This is a genomic window from Candidatus Ancaeobacter aquaticus, from assembly GCA_030765405.1.
In the GTDB taxonomy this organism is placed as follows: domain Bacteria; phylum Auribacterota; class Ancaeobacteria; order Ancaeobacterales; family Ancaeobacteraceae; genus Ancaeobacter; species Ancaeobacter aquaticus.
The window spans coordinates 27,794-42,155 of record JAVCCP010000007.1; the positions used below are offsets into that span (position 1 = coordinate 27,794).

Consider the following 14,362-nt stretch of genomic DNA (forward strand, 5'->3'; position numbering starts at 1 on the left):
TTTATTAATACAGGTTAATAATAATATGAAAGCAAAAATATTTTCTATAATAATACTTAATTGGAACGGTAAAAAATGGCTCAGGAAATGCATTGACAGTGTTTTGCAACAGAGCTTTAAAAAATATGAAATCATTTTTGTAGATAATAATTCAAGTGATGACTCTGTTAAATTTGTTGAAGAAAATTACCCATTCATTAAAGTTATTAATAATGATCAAAATTTTGGGTATGCAAAAGGGAATAATATTGGTGCTGATATAGCATCTGGTGATTTTATTTTCTTTTTGAATAGTGATGCGTATATTGAAAAAGATTGTCTGGAGCATATTGATAGAGCTATATGTTCGAGCCAAAACAAGGTAAATATATTTGCGTTAAAAATGTTTTCTTACGATAAAGCAAAAAACCTGTATCCAAATAATAGTTGGATGATCGTTGATGTTTTTGGTTATCCTCATTTAGGGGTAGAACCCTTTTATTCAGATGGAGCGGCATTGGTTATTAGTAGAAACTTGTTTGATAAATTAAAAGGATTTGATGAATATCATTTTATGTATGCTGAAGATATAGATTTATGTTGGCGGGCAAAATTAATTGGTTGCAATGTTGTAGGGCTACAGGCGGCGATAGTTTATCATTCAGTAAGTGGTTCTAGTTTTGCCGCAGATAAAGACTCAAATATGCATATTACTTCTGTTAATAAGCGTTATCTTGTAGAAAGAAATACAATTCGTAATCTTCTAAAGAACTATTCTACAATAACTCTTTTATGGATAGTCCCGTTACTATTGTTAATGTATTTTATTGAATGTTTTCTATGTATATTTTTGCGCAGGTCGGAGATGATCTACCATGTGTATATAAAAGCCTTACAATATAATTTTGCTATGTTAAAAAATACGATAGAGGAGAGAAATATAATTCAAAAAAAGAGAGTTGTTTCTGATATAGGTATATTTAAATATATGACATTTAGATTATCCAAGGTAAATCTGGTTAAAAAAGTTGGAATAAGTAATGTTTGTGTGAAAAATGAGAAGTAGATTTAATATACTAATTATTTTTGTTTTATCATTAGTTCCACTTATGTGGTTTAGAGAAGGACTTCTAATAGCTGGAGGTGATGGCCCTTTATTCTTAAATCCTGTGAACTATTTTCAGAATTTTGTGAGATATCCTGTATCTGATATTAGCGGCGTTCATGCATTTGAAGTTAATCTAATATTTCCACTACTAATCTTCTATTATATTTTTGAAGCAGCGGGTGTTTCATTAATTGTTACAGAGAAAACTTTGTTTGTGCTTTATTTTTTTGTTGCGGGCACATCAATGTATTACTTAATGACCGTGCTTCTGAAAAGTGATAAGAAATATGATAATTTCGCAAAGTTGATTGCCGCTGTATTTTATATGTTTAATTATTTTGTTATTTTGGTTAATCCTTTGTTAACACAATTTATTGCATATACCTTAATGCCATTGATTTTAGGGCTATACATCAAAGGTACAACAACAGACGGGCCACCACTGTTTAAAAGAAGCTTATTGTTTGTGGCGGCTCTTTCATTTTTACCTGCTGCATTTTCAAATCCTCCTTTTATCGTAGTAATTATTTGTATATTAGTTGGTTATTCATTATTTGATCTTATTATAGTAAATAGATTCAAGAATATTTCTCGTATTTTAAGTTTTATTCTGCTTAGCATTTTCTTGTATATTCTCATTAATCTCTGGTTTTTAGGTGTTTGGTATGTGCATTTTACTTCTAGTGGAAATGCTATTGCTAATATTCTTCCGGGATACTGGAATCCTGGGTCTGATTTGAGTCAAACTTTTGTTTTAAAAGGTAGCTGGGCATGGAATGATCAGTATTTTCCTTATTTTTATGAGTACTTTGAGAAAACACCGTTTAAGATATTCGCGTACTTGTTTCCAATTACAATATTTACAATACTTCTATTCAAAATCAAAAAATTTATAATGTATTTTTTTATTTTATTAGCTTTTGCAGGGATTTTCTTTGCTAAAGGACGTTGGGGAATGTTTGGTGGTATTTATGCATATTTATTTGATAACTGCCCAATATTTTTGATGTTTAGAGAGCCACATGCAAAATTCACTTTACTAACTGTTTTAGGGTATTCAGTCTTGCTAGGTGTGTCTTTATCAAAGATAATCCAATATATCGTATATAGAATGCGTAAAATTGGGTTTTTACACAGATTTAAGAATACAGTCTTTTGTGGTATCGGGACTTTTGTTATTTTCATGATTGTTTATAATTCATGGCCGATTGTTACGGGAAATATCATATCAGACAAAAGAGGGCAAATTCCTTCATTCCGTGTTAAAGTGCCTAATTATTGGCTGGAAGCTGCTGATTGGTTTAATAACCAGGATGAAGATTTCAATATACTTGAATTGCCTGAGAATAAATGGCCATCAATATGGCTTGCTTGGGATCAAGGATATGCTGCAGGAGGAAATCCGGTTAACTTTTTATTTAATAAATCAACAATTCATAGTCCGGTTAGCAATGTTATTGCGCGACAAGTATATACAGGTCTTACTCAAGGAATGTCTTCTAACATATACAAATTGCTTCAAATGTTAAATGTAAAATATCTTTTTCAGAGAAATGATTATTTGTGGAACACATTGAAAACAGATTCACCTTCTGATGTTAAAAAGATGTTAAGTAATCAAAAAAACATTAAATTGGAAAAAACTTTTGATAAGCTCGATATTTATTCTATTAACACTAAACCATCAGTTTTTACTTCTACAGAATATCTGGCCGGGGTATTTGGAGGAACTAAGTCATTAATTCCTTTAAGTGTATTTTATGATGTTGATAGAATGGGGTTTTATTTTTTTAAGCATTTAAAAGATGATGATATTAATGCATTAAATTCATTTTCGAGCTTGATAGTTTTTAATAATTCATTTGATGATCTTGTTAAAGATTTTGTGCCAGACAAATATAGATTAGATCCTGTAAATGCTCTTACTTGGAAAGATACTGATATAAAAAAAGGTTGGGCCATTGCAAATGATATGAATAAGACTCCTTTTAATCTTACAGAGAGGAAGCTTTTAGTCGGGGAATATTTAAATAAAGGCAAAGGTGTTCTTACTATGTCAAAAAAACCTTTATCTTTTAATTATTTTGCTGATAAAAAGGGCGTTTATAGTATCTTTATTAGAATGATGCCTTTATCTTCAGGAGAAGGGCTTTCTTTCTTTATAGATGGTAGAAAAATCAGAATGTTTAAAAATATTGAGAGTGAACGTACGTTTTTTCAATGGAAAGAAGTTGGTGAATGTAATTTGTCTCAGGGGGATCATATTGTAACAATAAATAGTAATGGGACTAGATATCTTGTTGATGAAATTATAGTTATTCCTGAAAGAAATATAGAAATTGAAGAAGATAAATTGCTAGAGGTTATTAAAGAAAATAAGAGTAGCATTGATTATCTATTTTATACTGAAAAGTGTTATAATAATCAGAATCTATATATTCCTCAAGATGGAAGTTGTAGATTAGATGTTGTTTTGTCAAAAAATGATCTAAATATGAACAAAGCTATTTATGTTGATAAGGTTCTAATTGATTTAAATCAAGATTCTAATGATAAACTGTTTGCTAATATAAAGTTGAGAAAAGGTAAACATACTATAAAGACAGATATAAAAGGCGGAATTGTAAAAGTATCACAAAAGAGTCAGTTTGATGATACAGTGGGTCCAATAATTAATTATGAAAAATATGGGTCTTCTAGGTATAAAGTAGAAATTAATAATATTTCTAAACCTTTTTATTTGATTTTTAAAAATAATTTTGATGTAAATTGGAAATTATCTAGGTTGATTGATAATAATAAAGATTATGTATTAAAAAAATTTGATTTATTTAGTATATTTAGAAAAAGAAGCAATATGGAGGAGATAGGAAAGCATTCTGTTGTAAATGGTTATGCAAATGCTTATTATATAGACGATAATGGTGATAATATATATATATTGGAAAATAAAATGCATAGAGTGTTTGAAAATAGTGTTTTGATTTCGTTATTAAGTGTATGCTTAATAATTGTGATATTTGGCTTGAAAAGATTTAAATAGTATTGTGTATTATTGCTAATAAAGAATAATGGTTATGGAAAATAATAAAATTATAAAACAAAGTTTATTGTCAGAAATTCTTTGTTGTACACATTGCCGTGGTGATCTGTATGAGTCTGATAATTGTTTGATCTGTAAGGAATGTAAAGAGCGATATGATATTGTAGATGGTATTCCAATAATGATTCAAACTAAAGACATGGATAAAAGCACAAACCTTTCTTTTGAAAAATGGAATGAGCGTTATGAATCTTTTGACGTAGATGAGAATATTGCAAATTATCATAATTTATTTGAAAAAGATACGGTGAGTCTTTTATCAAAAGGGATAGGTAGTGCACCAGATATTTCCGGGATTGTTCTAGAAATTGGATGTGGTTATGGGGCATCAAGAGGTTTTTGGCATGATAACAATTTTGTTTATGTTGGGCTGGATTTTTCTCTTAATATACTAAGGCAAGCAAAGAAAATGAATGAGTTTAAGAATGGAGAATCTTTGTTTATATGTGGAGATTTATTAAATCCCCCTTTTAAAAAAGAAGTATTTGATTTAATATGGGGAGCTGGTGTTATAGAGCATTTTGAGGAGACATTAAAGGCTCTTAAGGTAATAAGGGATATTCAAAAAGTTGGTGGTAGGATGTTACTTACATTTCCATATCTTTCTATGGGGGCACTAACATATAGGCAGGTTTGGGGAAATATACCTGATATGATGATCTTACGGGACTTAGCAAAATTCGTGCATATAAATATTTTTAAAGAAAAATTTATGCAATTTGGTTTTGAGTATTCTTTTACTGAGACAAAAATAAGAAAATTGATCAAAGATGCAGATCTCCAATTAATAGATTTTGGACACCATGATATTCATACCACTTTTGATTATTTTAAGAACAAAAAGATAAAAGATATCCTAAGAAAAATAGAGAAAGTTAGGCTTTTTTGGGCAATGGCATATTTAATAGCAGAGAAAAATACAAATGACTAAAAAATATAGTTTAATAAAAAAAATAGTATCATTATATATAAATCCTTTAAAGACAATGTCTTATACCCCCAGTAATGTTTGTCGTCTTATTTCAAATTTCATTTCTGCGTTTAGATCTAAACCTACAGCTGCATACCCCATGGGGTTGTTTATTGAACCTTCTGGTCATTGTAATATTCGATGCAAAACATGCGTTACAGTTGATTATCGTACGAGAGACAAGGGCTTGATGGAGTATGAAAAATATATAAAAATAGTTGATGCGGTAAAGCCTGCGTATCTTGTCCTTGGCGGGTACGGTGAGCCAACGATGAATAAAAACTATTTTGATATGATTCGGTATGCTAAATCAAAGAAAGTCAATGTAAAATCCGTTACTAATGCCACGTTGCTCGATGAAAAGAAAGCTGAGGAGCTTGTTTTAAGTGGCCTTGATTTATTAAATATATCGCTCGATGGCGCTACAAAAGAAATATTTGAAAAAGTTAGAGTGGGAGCTGATTATGATACGGTAGTAAGAAATATTAAGTTAGTTATTGAGGCAAAGAAAAGATTTAACAAGAAGAAACCTGCCATGAATATTGATATGACCCTGATTAAAGATAATGTTCATGAGATTTCAAAATTAATACAATTATGCCATAATGAATTTGGCGTTGAACCGGTATTTTCTTTGTTTATGCTGTATGATAAAGACGATAAAAAGGATATGGCATTGACCGATGCCCCTGAAATTCGCCAGCATCTTATAGACGGCATAAAAGAAGCTGAGAAAGTTGGTTATAAATCAAGTATATCAAGTCTTTCCATAAATCTTGAAGTGCTTAAAATGAAATACACGAAAAAAGTCACAAGTCCTTGCTTTTTGCCATGGCTGGGTTTGAATGTTACGTGGGATGGGAGAGCTTTTCCATGCTGTTATTTTTATGATTGTCAGATTGATTTGGGCAATGTTTTTGATGAGGGGTTTGAGAGTGTATGGAATGGAAGTAAATACCAAGAATTCAGAAGGTCTTTAGCGAAATCACGACAATCGATAAAAGTGTGCTCACTATGTACCATTGAAGATGAAGGATTGAATGAAATATTCAGGAAAATAGTTACTGTATGTCCACCCATCAAAAAACTTAGTTCAATACCTTTTGATACGATTCATAAATAAAAAAAGTATTTATCTCACAAGAGCTGGATTGTATATGGACAGTAATAGTAAAAACTAGGAGAGAATATGAAAATATTGATAACAGGTTCTGCAGGTATGTTAGGAAGCGCTATGATGCCTACTTTGGCTGGTGAGGGACATGAAATAATAGCAACGGATATTAATATTGTTGAGGATGGGATGGAATGTCTTGATGTGCAGAACCTATCTGAAGTACAGGCAGTAGCAGATACTCATAAACCTGATATGATAATGCATCTTGCCGCTGAAACGGATGTAGATAAATGTCAGATAGATGTTGATCATGCGTATAGAGCAAATACCTTAGGAACTCACAATATTGCCTTAATATGCCAAAAATTGGATATTGAAATGGTGTATATAAGTACCGCCGGAGTATTTTACGGTGATAAAACTGAGCCGTATATAGAGTTTGATATTCCTCGCCCTGCAAATGTCTACGGGGATAGTAAGCTGCAAGGAGAAATTATTGTCCAGCGACTTTTAAATAAATACTATATATGTCGTGCAGGGTGGATGATTGGCGGCGGCGGGAATAAAGATAAAAAGTTTTTAAACAAAGTTATGCAACAAATCAAAAAAGGCGCAAAAGAAATTAAAGCTGTTGAAGATAAGTTTGGATCGCCAACATATACTGTTGATTTTTCAAAGTGTATGGCACATCTCATTAAAACAGGTTTTTATGGACTCTATCATATGGGAAATATTGGAAGTTGTTCACGGTATGATATTGCAAAAAAAGCATTTGAAATCTTAGATATTAATGATGTCAAGCTCTCTCCATGTACATCAGAAGTTTTTCCTCTGCCGGCTCCTCGAGCACGTTCTGAATCTATGACCGATTATATGCTCAATCTAAGGGGTATCAGTATTATGCGTCCCTGGGAAGAAGCGGTAACTGACTATATAAAATCAAATTTTTCAAAATAGGTGTTACTTTGAATTCTCCTCTTGTTTCTTTTATGATAATAAATTGGAATGGCAAGAACTATTTGGAAAAATGTTTTACCTCGATACAAGAACAAACTTATCCGCATATTGAAGTTATCATGGTCGATAATGGATCGAGCGACGATTCAATTCTGTTTACTGAATCTAGTTTTCCTACAGTCCGCATTATAAAAAACACTGATAATCTTGGTTATGTTATTGCGAAAAATCAGGCTGCAAAATCCGCCCAGGGAACATATCTTTTTTCTTTGGATAGCGATACTCATCTTGATCGTTTCTGTGTTGAAAATCTCGTAAAAGAAATGGAATCGGATTCTCGGATTGGCATGTGTGCCTGTCATTTAAAAAGTTATGCCGGTGCTTCGGAATTGTCATGTGGCTTTGGTTGTGATTTTTTCAGTACAGCTACGTACAATGATAAGGAACCGTTTTTTTCTGATGGAGCGGGTATTTTTATTCGTAAAGACCTTTATATCGAGATAGGTGGATTTGATGAAACGCATTTTATGTATAAAGAAGATGTTGATCTAGGATGGCGTGTTAACCTTATGGGGTATCGTGTTTTTGCCGCGCAAAAAGCAATCGTTTATCACATGAGCGGGGGGGTGAGCGGTATTGAAGGAAAAAGGCTGGACGCTCACTGGAAGAACGGGACGCAATATGAAACTAATTATCGTCGTAGGTATCTTGGGGAAAAAAACAGTTTGAGAAACGTCTTAAAGAATTACAGTTCTTTAACCTTAATATGGATGATTCCTCTATATGTGTTAGTTTCTGTTGCGGAAATGCTCCTTTTTTTATGTGTAGGGCAGCCAAAGACTGTTTTAAATTGCTATCTGAAAGCCTATGGATGGAATATTCGTCATTTAGCCGATACAATAAAGGAACACAATAGAATGCAGCGGTTGAGGAAGGTAGGCGACTTGACGATTTTAAGAAAAATGGACAAACGACTTGGGAAGTATCTAAGTTTTAGGAAAATGAAAAGAATACCGATTGTTAAATAATCATGTTTGACTCTAAAAACTAGGTGCATTATGTTTAAGAAAATATTCCATGATACGTTTCAAATGGTCTCATCAGGTTTTATATATAAAATCCTCTCAAAGGTAATGAATGTATTGAATACATGTGTGCCAATTCCTAAGAATTTTACAATTGCCATTGGGAAAAACAAATATACAGCAAAAACATTTGATCGTGTAATGGCGCTCTTTTTTTGGAAACATGGGATGCTCGAATCTTATGAAACAGAAAATATAAAAAATATGATCAGTGAAGATATGGTAGTCTTAGATATTGGTGCTAATATTGGATATTATACACTTATATTCTCAGATTTAGTAGGTAATGGAGGCGTTGTGTACGCCTTTGAGCCAGATCCAGATAATTATATGACGCTTACAGAAAATGTAAAAGCTAATCATTGCAATAACGTAGTTGCACTTTCTAAGGCCGTCGCGCAAAAAAATGGTTCTGTTACATTGTATAGAAATGAAGGAAATAGAGGCGATCATAGTATTCATGATTACACGGGAGATAAAAAAAATACTGTGATTGTTGATTGTGTATCACTTGATAGTTATTTTTCTCAAGGAACAAAGGTGCATTTTGTCAAAATGGATATTCAAGGAGCTGAACCAGAAGCTTTTGAAGGAATGAAGCGCATATTAAAAGAAAATACGGATATAATGCTCTTAACAGAGCTGATGCCAGCAAATTATGCTGATACAGGAAAAGGGGCGCAAGATTTCCTAAAGATGCTCGATCATGAGTATGGTTTTATTGTTTATTATGTTGATGGGACTCGAAAGAAACTCGTACGTTTGAATGAAGATGAAATTCAAAAAAAATGCTTTGGTGGAAAGAGTATCAATGTTGTGCTGAAGAGAAACTGAAGAAGAGAATAGAGAATATGGTAACTGTATTTGATAAAATAAAAAGCGTTCTTATCAAACCTTTTGTTAAGAGCGAGAACTTGTCTATGCTTATATTTTTCATTACCTCTCGCTGTAACCAAAAATGTAAGAGTTGTTTTATTTGGCAAAGGAAAGATAATGCTAAAGCAGACTTAAGTATTTCTGAAATAGAATCAGTCAGTAAAAAAGCACCGCTTATAGATGTTCTTCTCCTTTCTGGCGGGGAACCTTTTATGAGGGAAGATATTGTTGATATAATACGGCTGTTTTTTGAAAATAATGGCATTAAGAATCTTGCAATACCCACCAATGGAAGTCTTACAGATATATCGTGTTCCAAAATTAAAGAAATTGCCAGTATATCGAGTGGTCTCAGTGTGAGTGTAAACTTTTCGATAGATGGCACAATGGATATCCATGATAGTATAAGGGGCGTTTCCGGTGCTTTCAAACAAACAGTATTGACATTAGAGAGTGTATTGGCATTAAAAAAAGAATATCACAATATTTCTGTTGTTGTGAACACAGTTATTATGAGTGATAACCTTGAAAATATTTCATCATTAATGTCGTTTATTGATGATAAAGGGTACGATCTTGATCACGTATTTGAAATTGTCCGCGGAAAACCACAATCTCCCGACATGCTTCATATGGATCAAAGGCTTTTAAAAGAGGTCTATGCGGATGTGTTGTTGTATCAAGAAAAACGGCTGAAGGAAAAATATTGTCGACATGATTTTAAATGGATCATTGATAGTTTTATTGCTCGCATCTGTCTTGCAAATCTCAGTGTTTTCTATCGCAAACAACTTGATATCTATTTTAAACAAAAATCCTGGGGTTTTCCATGTCAGGCAGGGAATTCCATTAGTGTTTTATATAGTAATGGCGATATGCCTTTGTGCGAGTTGCGTGATTCGGGTATTATGAATATTCGCGATAACGATTATGATATGAAAAAGATACTTCAGTCAGAAAACTTTGTGGATCTGAGAAAAAAAATCCGTCATGAAAAATGTAGTTGTACTCACATTTGTTTTCTAATGGAAAGCGCTTATAAAAGTGTCTCATTCTTGTTTTTTCAGTATCCGGTTACCTTTCTTAAAATGCTCTTTAAGGCAAGAATATGAATTTTTCAGTTATTATTCCTACGCATAATCGAAAAGATATCTTGCCTTTGACTCTTCGTGCACTTGAGGAGCAGCGTGAATATTCTCATGAATATGAAGTAATAATTATAGACGACGGGTCTCATGACGGAACCAGGGAATATCTTCAAACATATAATCCAAAGCGACCCCATTGTATAAAAATCTATCAGCAGCATAATGGTCCTGCATGTGCAAGAAATGCGGGGATAAAAAGAGCACGTGGAGATACTATAGTTTTTATTGGTGATGATACTGTGCCTGATCAATTGTTTCTCAGTCAGCACGAACAATCGCATAGAAGGTTTGCAAATTCTATTGTAGTTGGTTATACATCATGGCATCCGAAATGTGCTGTATCTCCATTTATGGATTTTCTTGATCGTAGTGGGTTGCAATTTAGCTATAATGGCTTGCAAGAATATCAGGAAATCGATTATAACATGTTTTATACATCCAATATATCTGTACCAAGAGAAATTCTGCAAACAGAATCCTTTGATGAGAAATTTCCATATGCTGCCTTTGAAGATATTGAGTTGGGATATAGATTATATAATAAGGGAGTTAAATCATTTTATTGTCCACATGCGAAATGTTTTCACTATCATTATTACGAAGATGAAAAGATGATACTTGCACGACAAAAACAGATTGCTGAGTCTTTGCTGTATATGATCAGTAGGCATCCAGAACTTGAACATACATACATTAAAAAATACAGAAAACTGATTGAGTATGCAGCTATAGCGTTATGTAATCCCATGACAAAATGTATCAATAAAGATCTGTACTGGCATGCAGGAATGATTAAATATAAATATAAACACTTAAACGCGCTATTGTCTCATAAAGAATAGGTAGTCTCTACATGTTTGCAATTGGAAACATGATTAATCTAAATTAGGAGCTGTATGAGTAATAAGAAATTATGGGTATTGATTTTTCTTTATCTGGTATTCTTCTTTTTTGCGGCACGCAATATAGTTGTTCCTGATAGCAAGCTTTTTGAGAGAGAGTATGACCTTGTTGCCGGACAAGAACAAATTGTCACAACGGTACCGTTGAAAACCTCATGTTTCGTTAAATGTAACATCTTTGGCGATAATATAATAAATAGTATCGAGACGTTTAAAATATTTTTCAATAATCAAGAATTAATCCCCAATAAGAAAGAAGTACGAGATAATTATCTTAGATATGAGTTGCGTGTTGATCAAGCGGGAGTGGTTAAAGGTAAAAATAGTATTACCTTTTCAATTATTCCCGATAAAGCACAATGCTCCATTTTAAATTTTAAGAAATCCTATCTGCGATATGAAAAGATATATATTGGCGATTTCTATTTATTAACATCTGCCGGTAAAGCAAGTGTTGGTTTTAGCATTATGAGTAGCATCATCTTTGCGTGCTCTATGACATTTGTATGGTTTTTAATGTCGTTATTCCTTAGCGCGCTATTTGACTATACGTATCTTCATGTATACAGATTTAATCTTATTCTTCTTACAATCCTTTTTGCCATTATAGTATTTTTTAAAACTATTTGCTATGTCAGTGGAATATCTGTAGCTTTAGGCTCAACAATATCGTCTGTATCGCTCCTTATCCTTTTTGTTGCGTATAAGTGCGCGGAAGTCCTTATGTATGGAAGAAAAAAACTTCTATTTTATTACAAAAGAGTTCTGCAATGGTTTGCGAAGGTGGAAGATAGGTATCGGCTATCAATAGTATTAGTTGTTTTATTCATAATCTCATATATTGCAGTTTTTTTTACTCTGCAGTATTTGCGGTATACAAGTTTTGTTTCAAGTATGGATCTTAATTGTATTGTGCAACTTGTATTTAATGCTATGGAAGGGCGGGTAAATGAAGTCCAAAATGGTGCGTTTGAACTTGTTAATTATCTAAAATTTCATTTACAGCCCGCTTATATATTATTTGTTCCGATGTATTATGTATTTAGAAGTAACTTGCTTTTTTATTTTGTGCAAACCGCGGTAATCGCTTTAGGCGCATTACCTGTCTATTGGATTGCAAGAGAAAAACTCAAGCATAAAGGCTATGCAGTTTGTTTTTCAATACTGTATTTGTTATACCCGTCTATACACAATTGTACTATGTATGGTTTTCATCTCGAGGAATTATCTATTGGAATTGGTTTGTTTGCATTTTATTTTCTTATCAGCAAAAAGCGTGGTTTATTTTTTGTCTCTTGTCTTTTATTAATGTCACTCAAGGAAAATGTTGCGGCAATACCTTTTATGCTGGGTATTTATGCGTTTTTTTGCGGGGAGAAAAAACTGGGGATTCTCGTATCGTTGATTTCTGTAGCATGGGTATATATTACTCTTTTTGTTGTAATTCCACTATATACGCCTGAAGGTCAGATTACGTACTCTGAGACTTTTTTTAGAAATTTAGGAGGCTCAAAAGATGATGTTATAATTAACCTGTTTTCTAATATGTATACTTATCTGAGGCCAATAATAACGGATCCTTTTAAATCTAATTTTTTATATCACCTTTTCGCTCCTTTAATATTTTTACCTATTTTGGCACCCGAAATTCTTATGATTGCTCTTCCGATATTTGGCCAGCTTTTATTGTCAAATTATCTCAGGTTTCACGATATAACTGTTTTCTATCAATCTTCTTTATTGCCGTTTGTCGTCATTGCCGCGATTTATGGTTTTAACAGATTGGTGAAAGGAGAAAAACTTATAGCCAAGCGGATATTTGGTTATAAAGGTAATTATTTTAGTATTGTTGTAATAGGTATTATGTTTATATCAACGCTATATTATTCGCATAAAAATATTACCCCTAAGCATGCTCCGGGTTATTTTCGCCCAGAGGTGTATTCTGTTAGTGATCGTGATAGAGATATAAAACAACATCTTGATGAGATTCCGGCAGGGGCATCTTTGGCTTCACCAATGAAGTATTATGAATATTTGTCCGGAAGAAGATATCAATATTATATATTTCCGGAAACTATACAAAACAAAAAACCTGAGTTAGTATTGATTGATTCATATATGTGTTGGCCTGCGTACGGTGAATATAGGTATAATGGAATGGTGATACATGCCCTCGATGCATCTGATAACTATAGATTGACATTGAAGTATCGAGGATACTATCTTTTTGAGAAAAAAGATACGATGCATCCATGCTCTATATACATATATGATCATACATTTTTTCATAAAACGTATGATAGTGAGAATAATGCCTATGAGTATGGCAAAGACATTTATATTCCTGAAGATGGTTTTTATACGCTTTATGTGGGTGTAAGTGATGCTGTTATTAGTTGCTCAAATGCGGACAAAGGATATGATTCATTTGAATTTCTTCCAGGTTTTAGGGGCGTAGTAAAAATTGCACAAAGCTTTAGCCCTCAAAAGATAAAATACAATGTACTACAAATATTAGTTCGTAGAATTGGAAACCCTGTATTTAGTTTATCCATACGAGAGGATGTTCATGGAAAGCCAGGGGGGGCATATTTAACTCGGATTGAAGGGACACAATCACAAGGAAAGGCGTATAAATATTCCTGGATTGATTTTGATATAAGTGATGTACTATTCGATATGTCAAAAAAATACTGGTTTGTACTTTCCGTAGAAGGTGAAAAGAATTACCATAGATACGAGATTGCCGCATTTAATCGTAGTTTAAAAAAAGGGTATAAGGATAGCATATACTATATATATGATGGCAAGAGAGATGTATGGGCCGCTCCATACAAGAGAAATCAAAAAATTGACAATGAATTTGGAAATGATATTGATGGGATTATTTTTAGAATGGTCAGAAAGGAAGAATTCTGTCAAAATGTAGTTGTACGTGTTGATGGTGTGAAGCATACGTTTGCTGAAAAGGATGATAAAAGATATCATAATATATATACACTGAAGTATGAAAAGATTCCCCTTGTAAAAGGGAAAAATAATTTTATTATTTCGGGTGATAAAAACTTCCAACTTAAGTACTTGAAGCTAGAAAAAATACAATAAAGAGGACAT

At 32.7% G+C, this 14,362-nt stretch carries 10 protein-coding genes; all 10 read left to right on the forward strand.

The window, feature by feature from the left end:
• The first annotated feature begins 25 nt into the window (after nt 1-25).
• Entirely contained in the window at nt 26-1,045 is a 1,020-nt protein-coding gene (locus P9M13_00775) for a glycosyltransferase family 2 protein (GenBank protein MDP8261820.1), read from the forward strand.
• Nucleotides 1,035-4,130 (forward strand): hypothetical protein, encoded by a 3,096-nt coding sequence (locus tag P9M13_00780; protein MDP8261821.1) that lies wholly within the window; start codon nt 1,035-1,037, stop codon nt 4,128-4,130. The genes P9M13_00775 and P9M13_00780 overlap by 11 nt, the downstream gene beginning before the upstream one ends.
• Before the next feature lie 34 nt (nt 4,131-4,164).
• Nucleotides 4,165-5,121, forward strand: coding sequence for a methyltransferase domain-containing protein (locus tag P9M13_00785; GenBank protein MDP8261822.1), 957 nt, complete (start codon nt 4,165-4,167; stop codon nt 5,119-5,121).
• A gap of 139 nt (nt 5,122-5,260) precedes the next feature.
• Entirely contained in the window at nt 5,261-6,283 is a 1,023-nt protein-coding gene (locus P9M13_00790) for a radical SAM protein (protein MDP8261823.1), read from the forward strand.
• 66 nt (nt 6,284-6,349) lie between these two features.
• Nucleotides 6,350-7,234 carry a dTDP-4-dehydrorhamnose reductase gene (gene rfbD, locus P9M13_00795; GenBank protein MDP8261824.1) on the forward strand — a complete coding sequence of 295 codons (885 nt, stop codon included), beginning with the start codon at nt 6,350-6,352 and terminating at the stop codon, nt 7,232-7,234.
• Nucleotides 7,235-7,242: 8 nt separating this feature from the next.
• Nucleotides 7,243-8,262: a glycosyltransferase family 2 protein gene (locus P9M13_00800; protein ID MDP8261825.1), complete on the forward strand. Its 1,020-nt coding sequence runs from the start codon at nt 7,243-7,245 to the stop codon at nt 8,260-8,262.
• 30 nt (nt 8,263-8,292) lie between these two features.
• Nucleotides 8,293-9,153 (forward strand): FkbM family methyltransferase, encoded by an 861-nt coding sequence (locus P9M13_00805; protein ID MDP8261826.1) that lies wholly within the window; start codon nt 8,293-8,295, stop codon nt 9,151-9,153.
• The gene (locus tag P9M13_00810) at nt 9,108-10,307 is read left to right on the forward strand and encodes a radical SAM protein (GenBank protein ID MDP8261827.1); all 1,200 of its coding nucleotides are present in this window, start codon (nt 9,108-9,110) and stop codon (nt 10,305-10,307) included. The genes P9M13_00805 and P9M13_00810 overlap by 46 nt, the downstream gene beginning before the upstream one ends.
• Complete coding sequence (locus P9M13_00815; GenBank protein MDP8261828.1) at nt 10,304-11,185, forward strand: glycosyltransferase; 882 nt, start codon at nt 10,304-10,306, stop codon at nt 11,183-11,185. The genes P9M13_00810 and P9M13_00815 overlap by 4 nt, the downstream gene beginning before the upstream one ends.
• Before the next feature lie 54 nt (nt 11,186-11,239).
• Entirely contained in the window at nt 11,240-14,353 is a 3,114-nt protein-coding gene (locus tag P9M13_00820; GenBank protein ID MDP8261829.1) for a DUF2079 domain-containing protein, read from the forward strand.
• The last annotated feature ends 9 nt before the right edge of the window (nt 14,354-14,362 follow it).

Coding starts and splice junctions, on each gene's coding strand:
- P9M13_00775 (MDP8261820.1), top strand. CDS start 26: ATGAAAGCAAAAATATTTTCTATAATAATACTTAATTGGAACGGTAAA.
- P9M13_00780 (MDP8261821.1), top strand. CDS start 1,035: ATGAGAAGTAGATTTAATATACTAATTATTTTTGTTTTATCATTAGTT.
- P9M13_00785 (MDP8261822.1), top strand. CDS start 4,165: ATGGAAAATAATAAAATTATAAAACAAAGTTTATTGTCAGAAATTCTT.
- P9M13_00790 (MDP8261823.1), top strand. CDS start 5,261: ATGGGGTTGTTTATTGAACCTTCTGGTCATTGTAATATTCGATGCAAA.
- rfbD (MDP8261824.1), top strand. CDS start 6,350: ATGAAAATATTGATAACAGGTTCTGCAGGTATGTTAGGAAGCGCTATG.
- P9M13_00805 (MDP8261826.1), top strand. CDS start 8,293: ATGTTTAAGAAAATATTCCATGATACGTTTCAAATGGTCTCATCAGGT.
- P9M13_00810 (MDP8261827.1), top strand. CDS start 9,108: ATGCTTTGGTGGAAAGAGTATCAATGTTGTGCTGAAGAGAAACTGAAG.
- P9M13_00815 (MDP8261828.1), top strand. CDS start 10,304: ATGAATTTTTCAGTTATTATTCCTACGCATAATCGAAAAGATATCTTG.
- P9M13_00820 (MDP8261829.1), top strand. CDS start 11,240: ATGAGTAATAAGAAATTATGGGTATTGATTTTTCTTTATCTGGTATTC.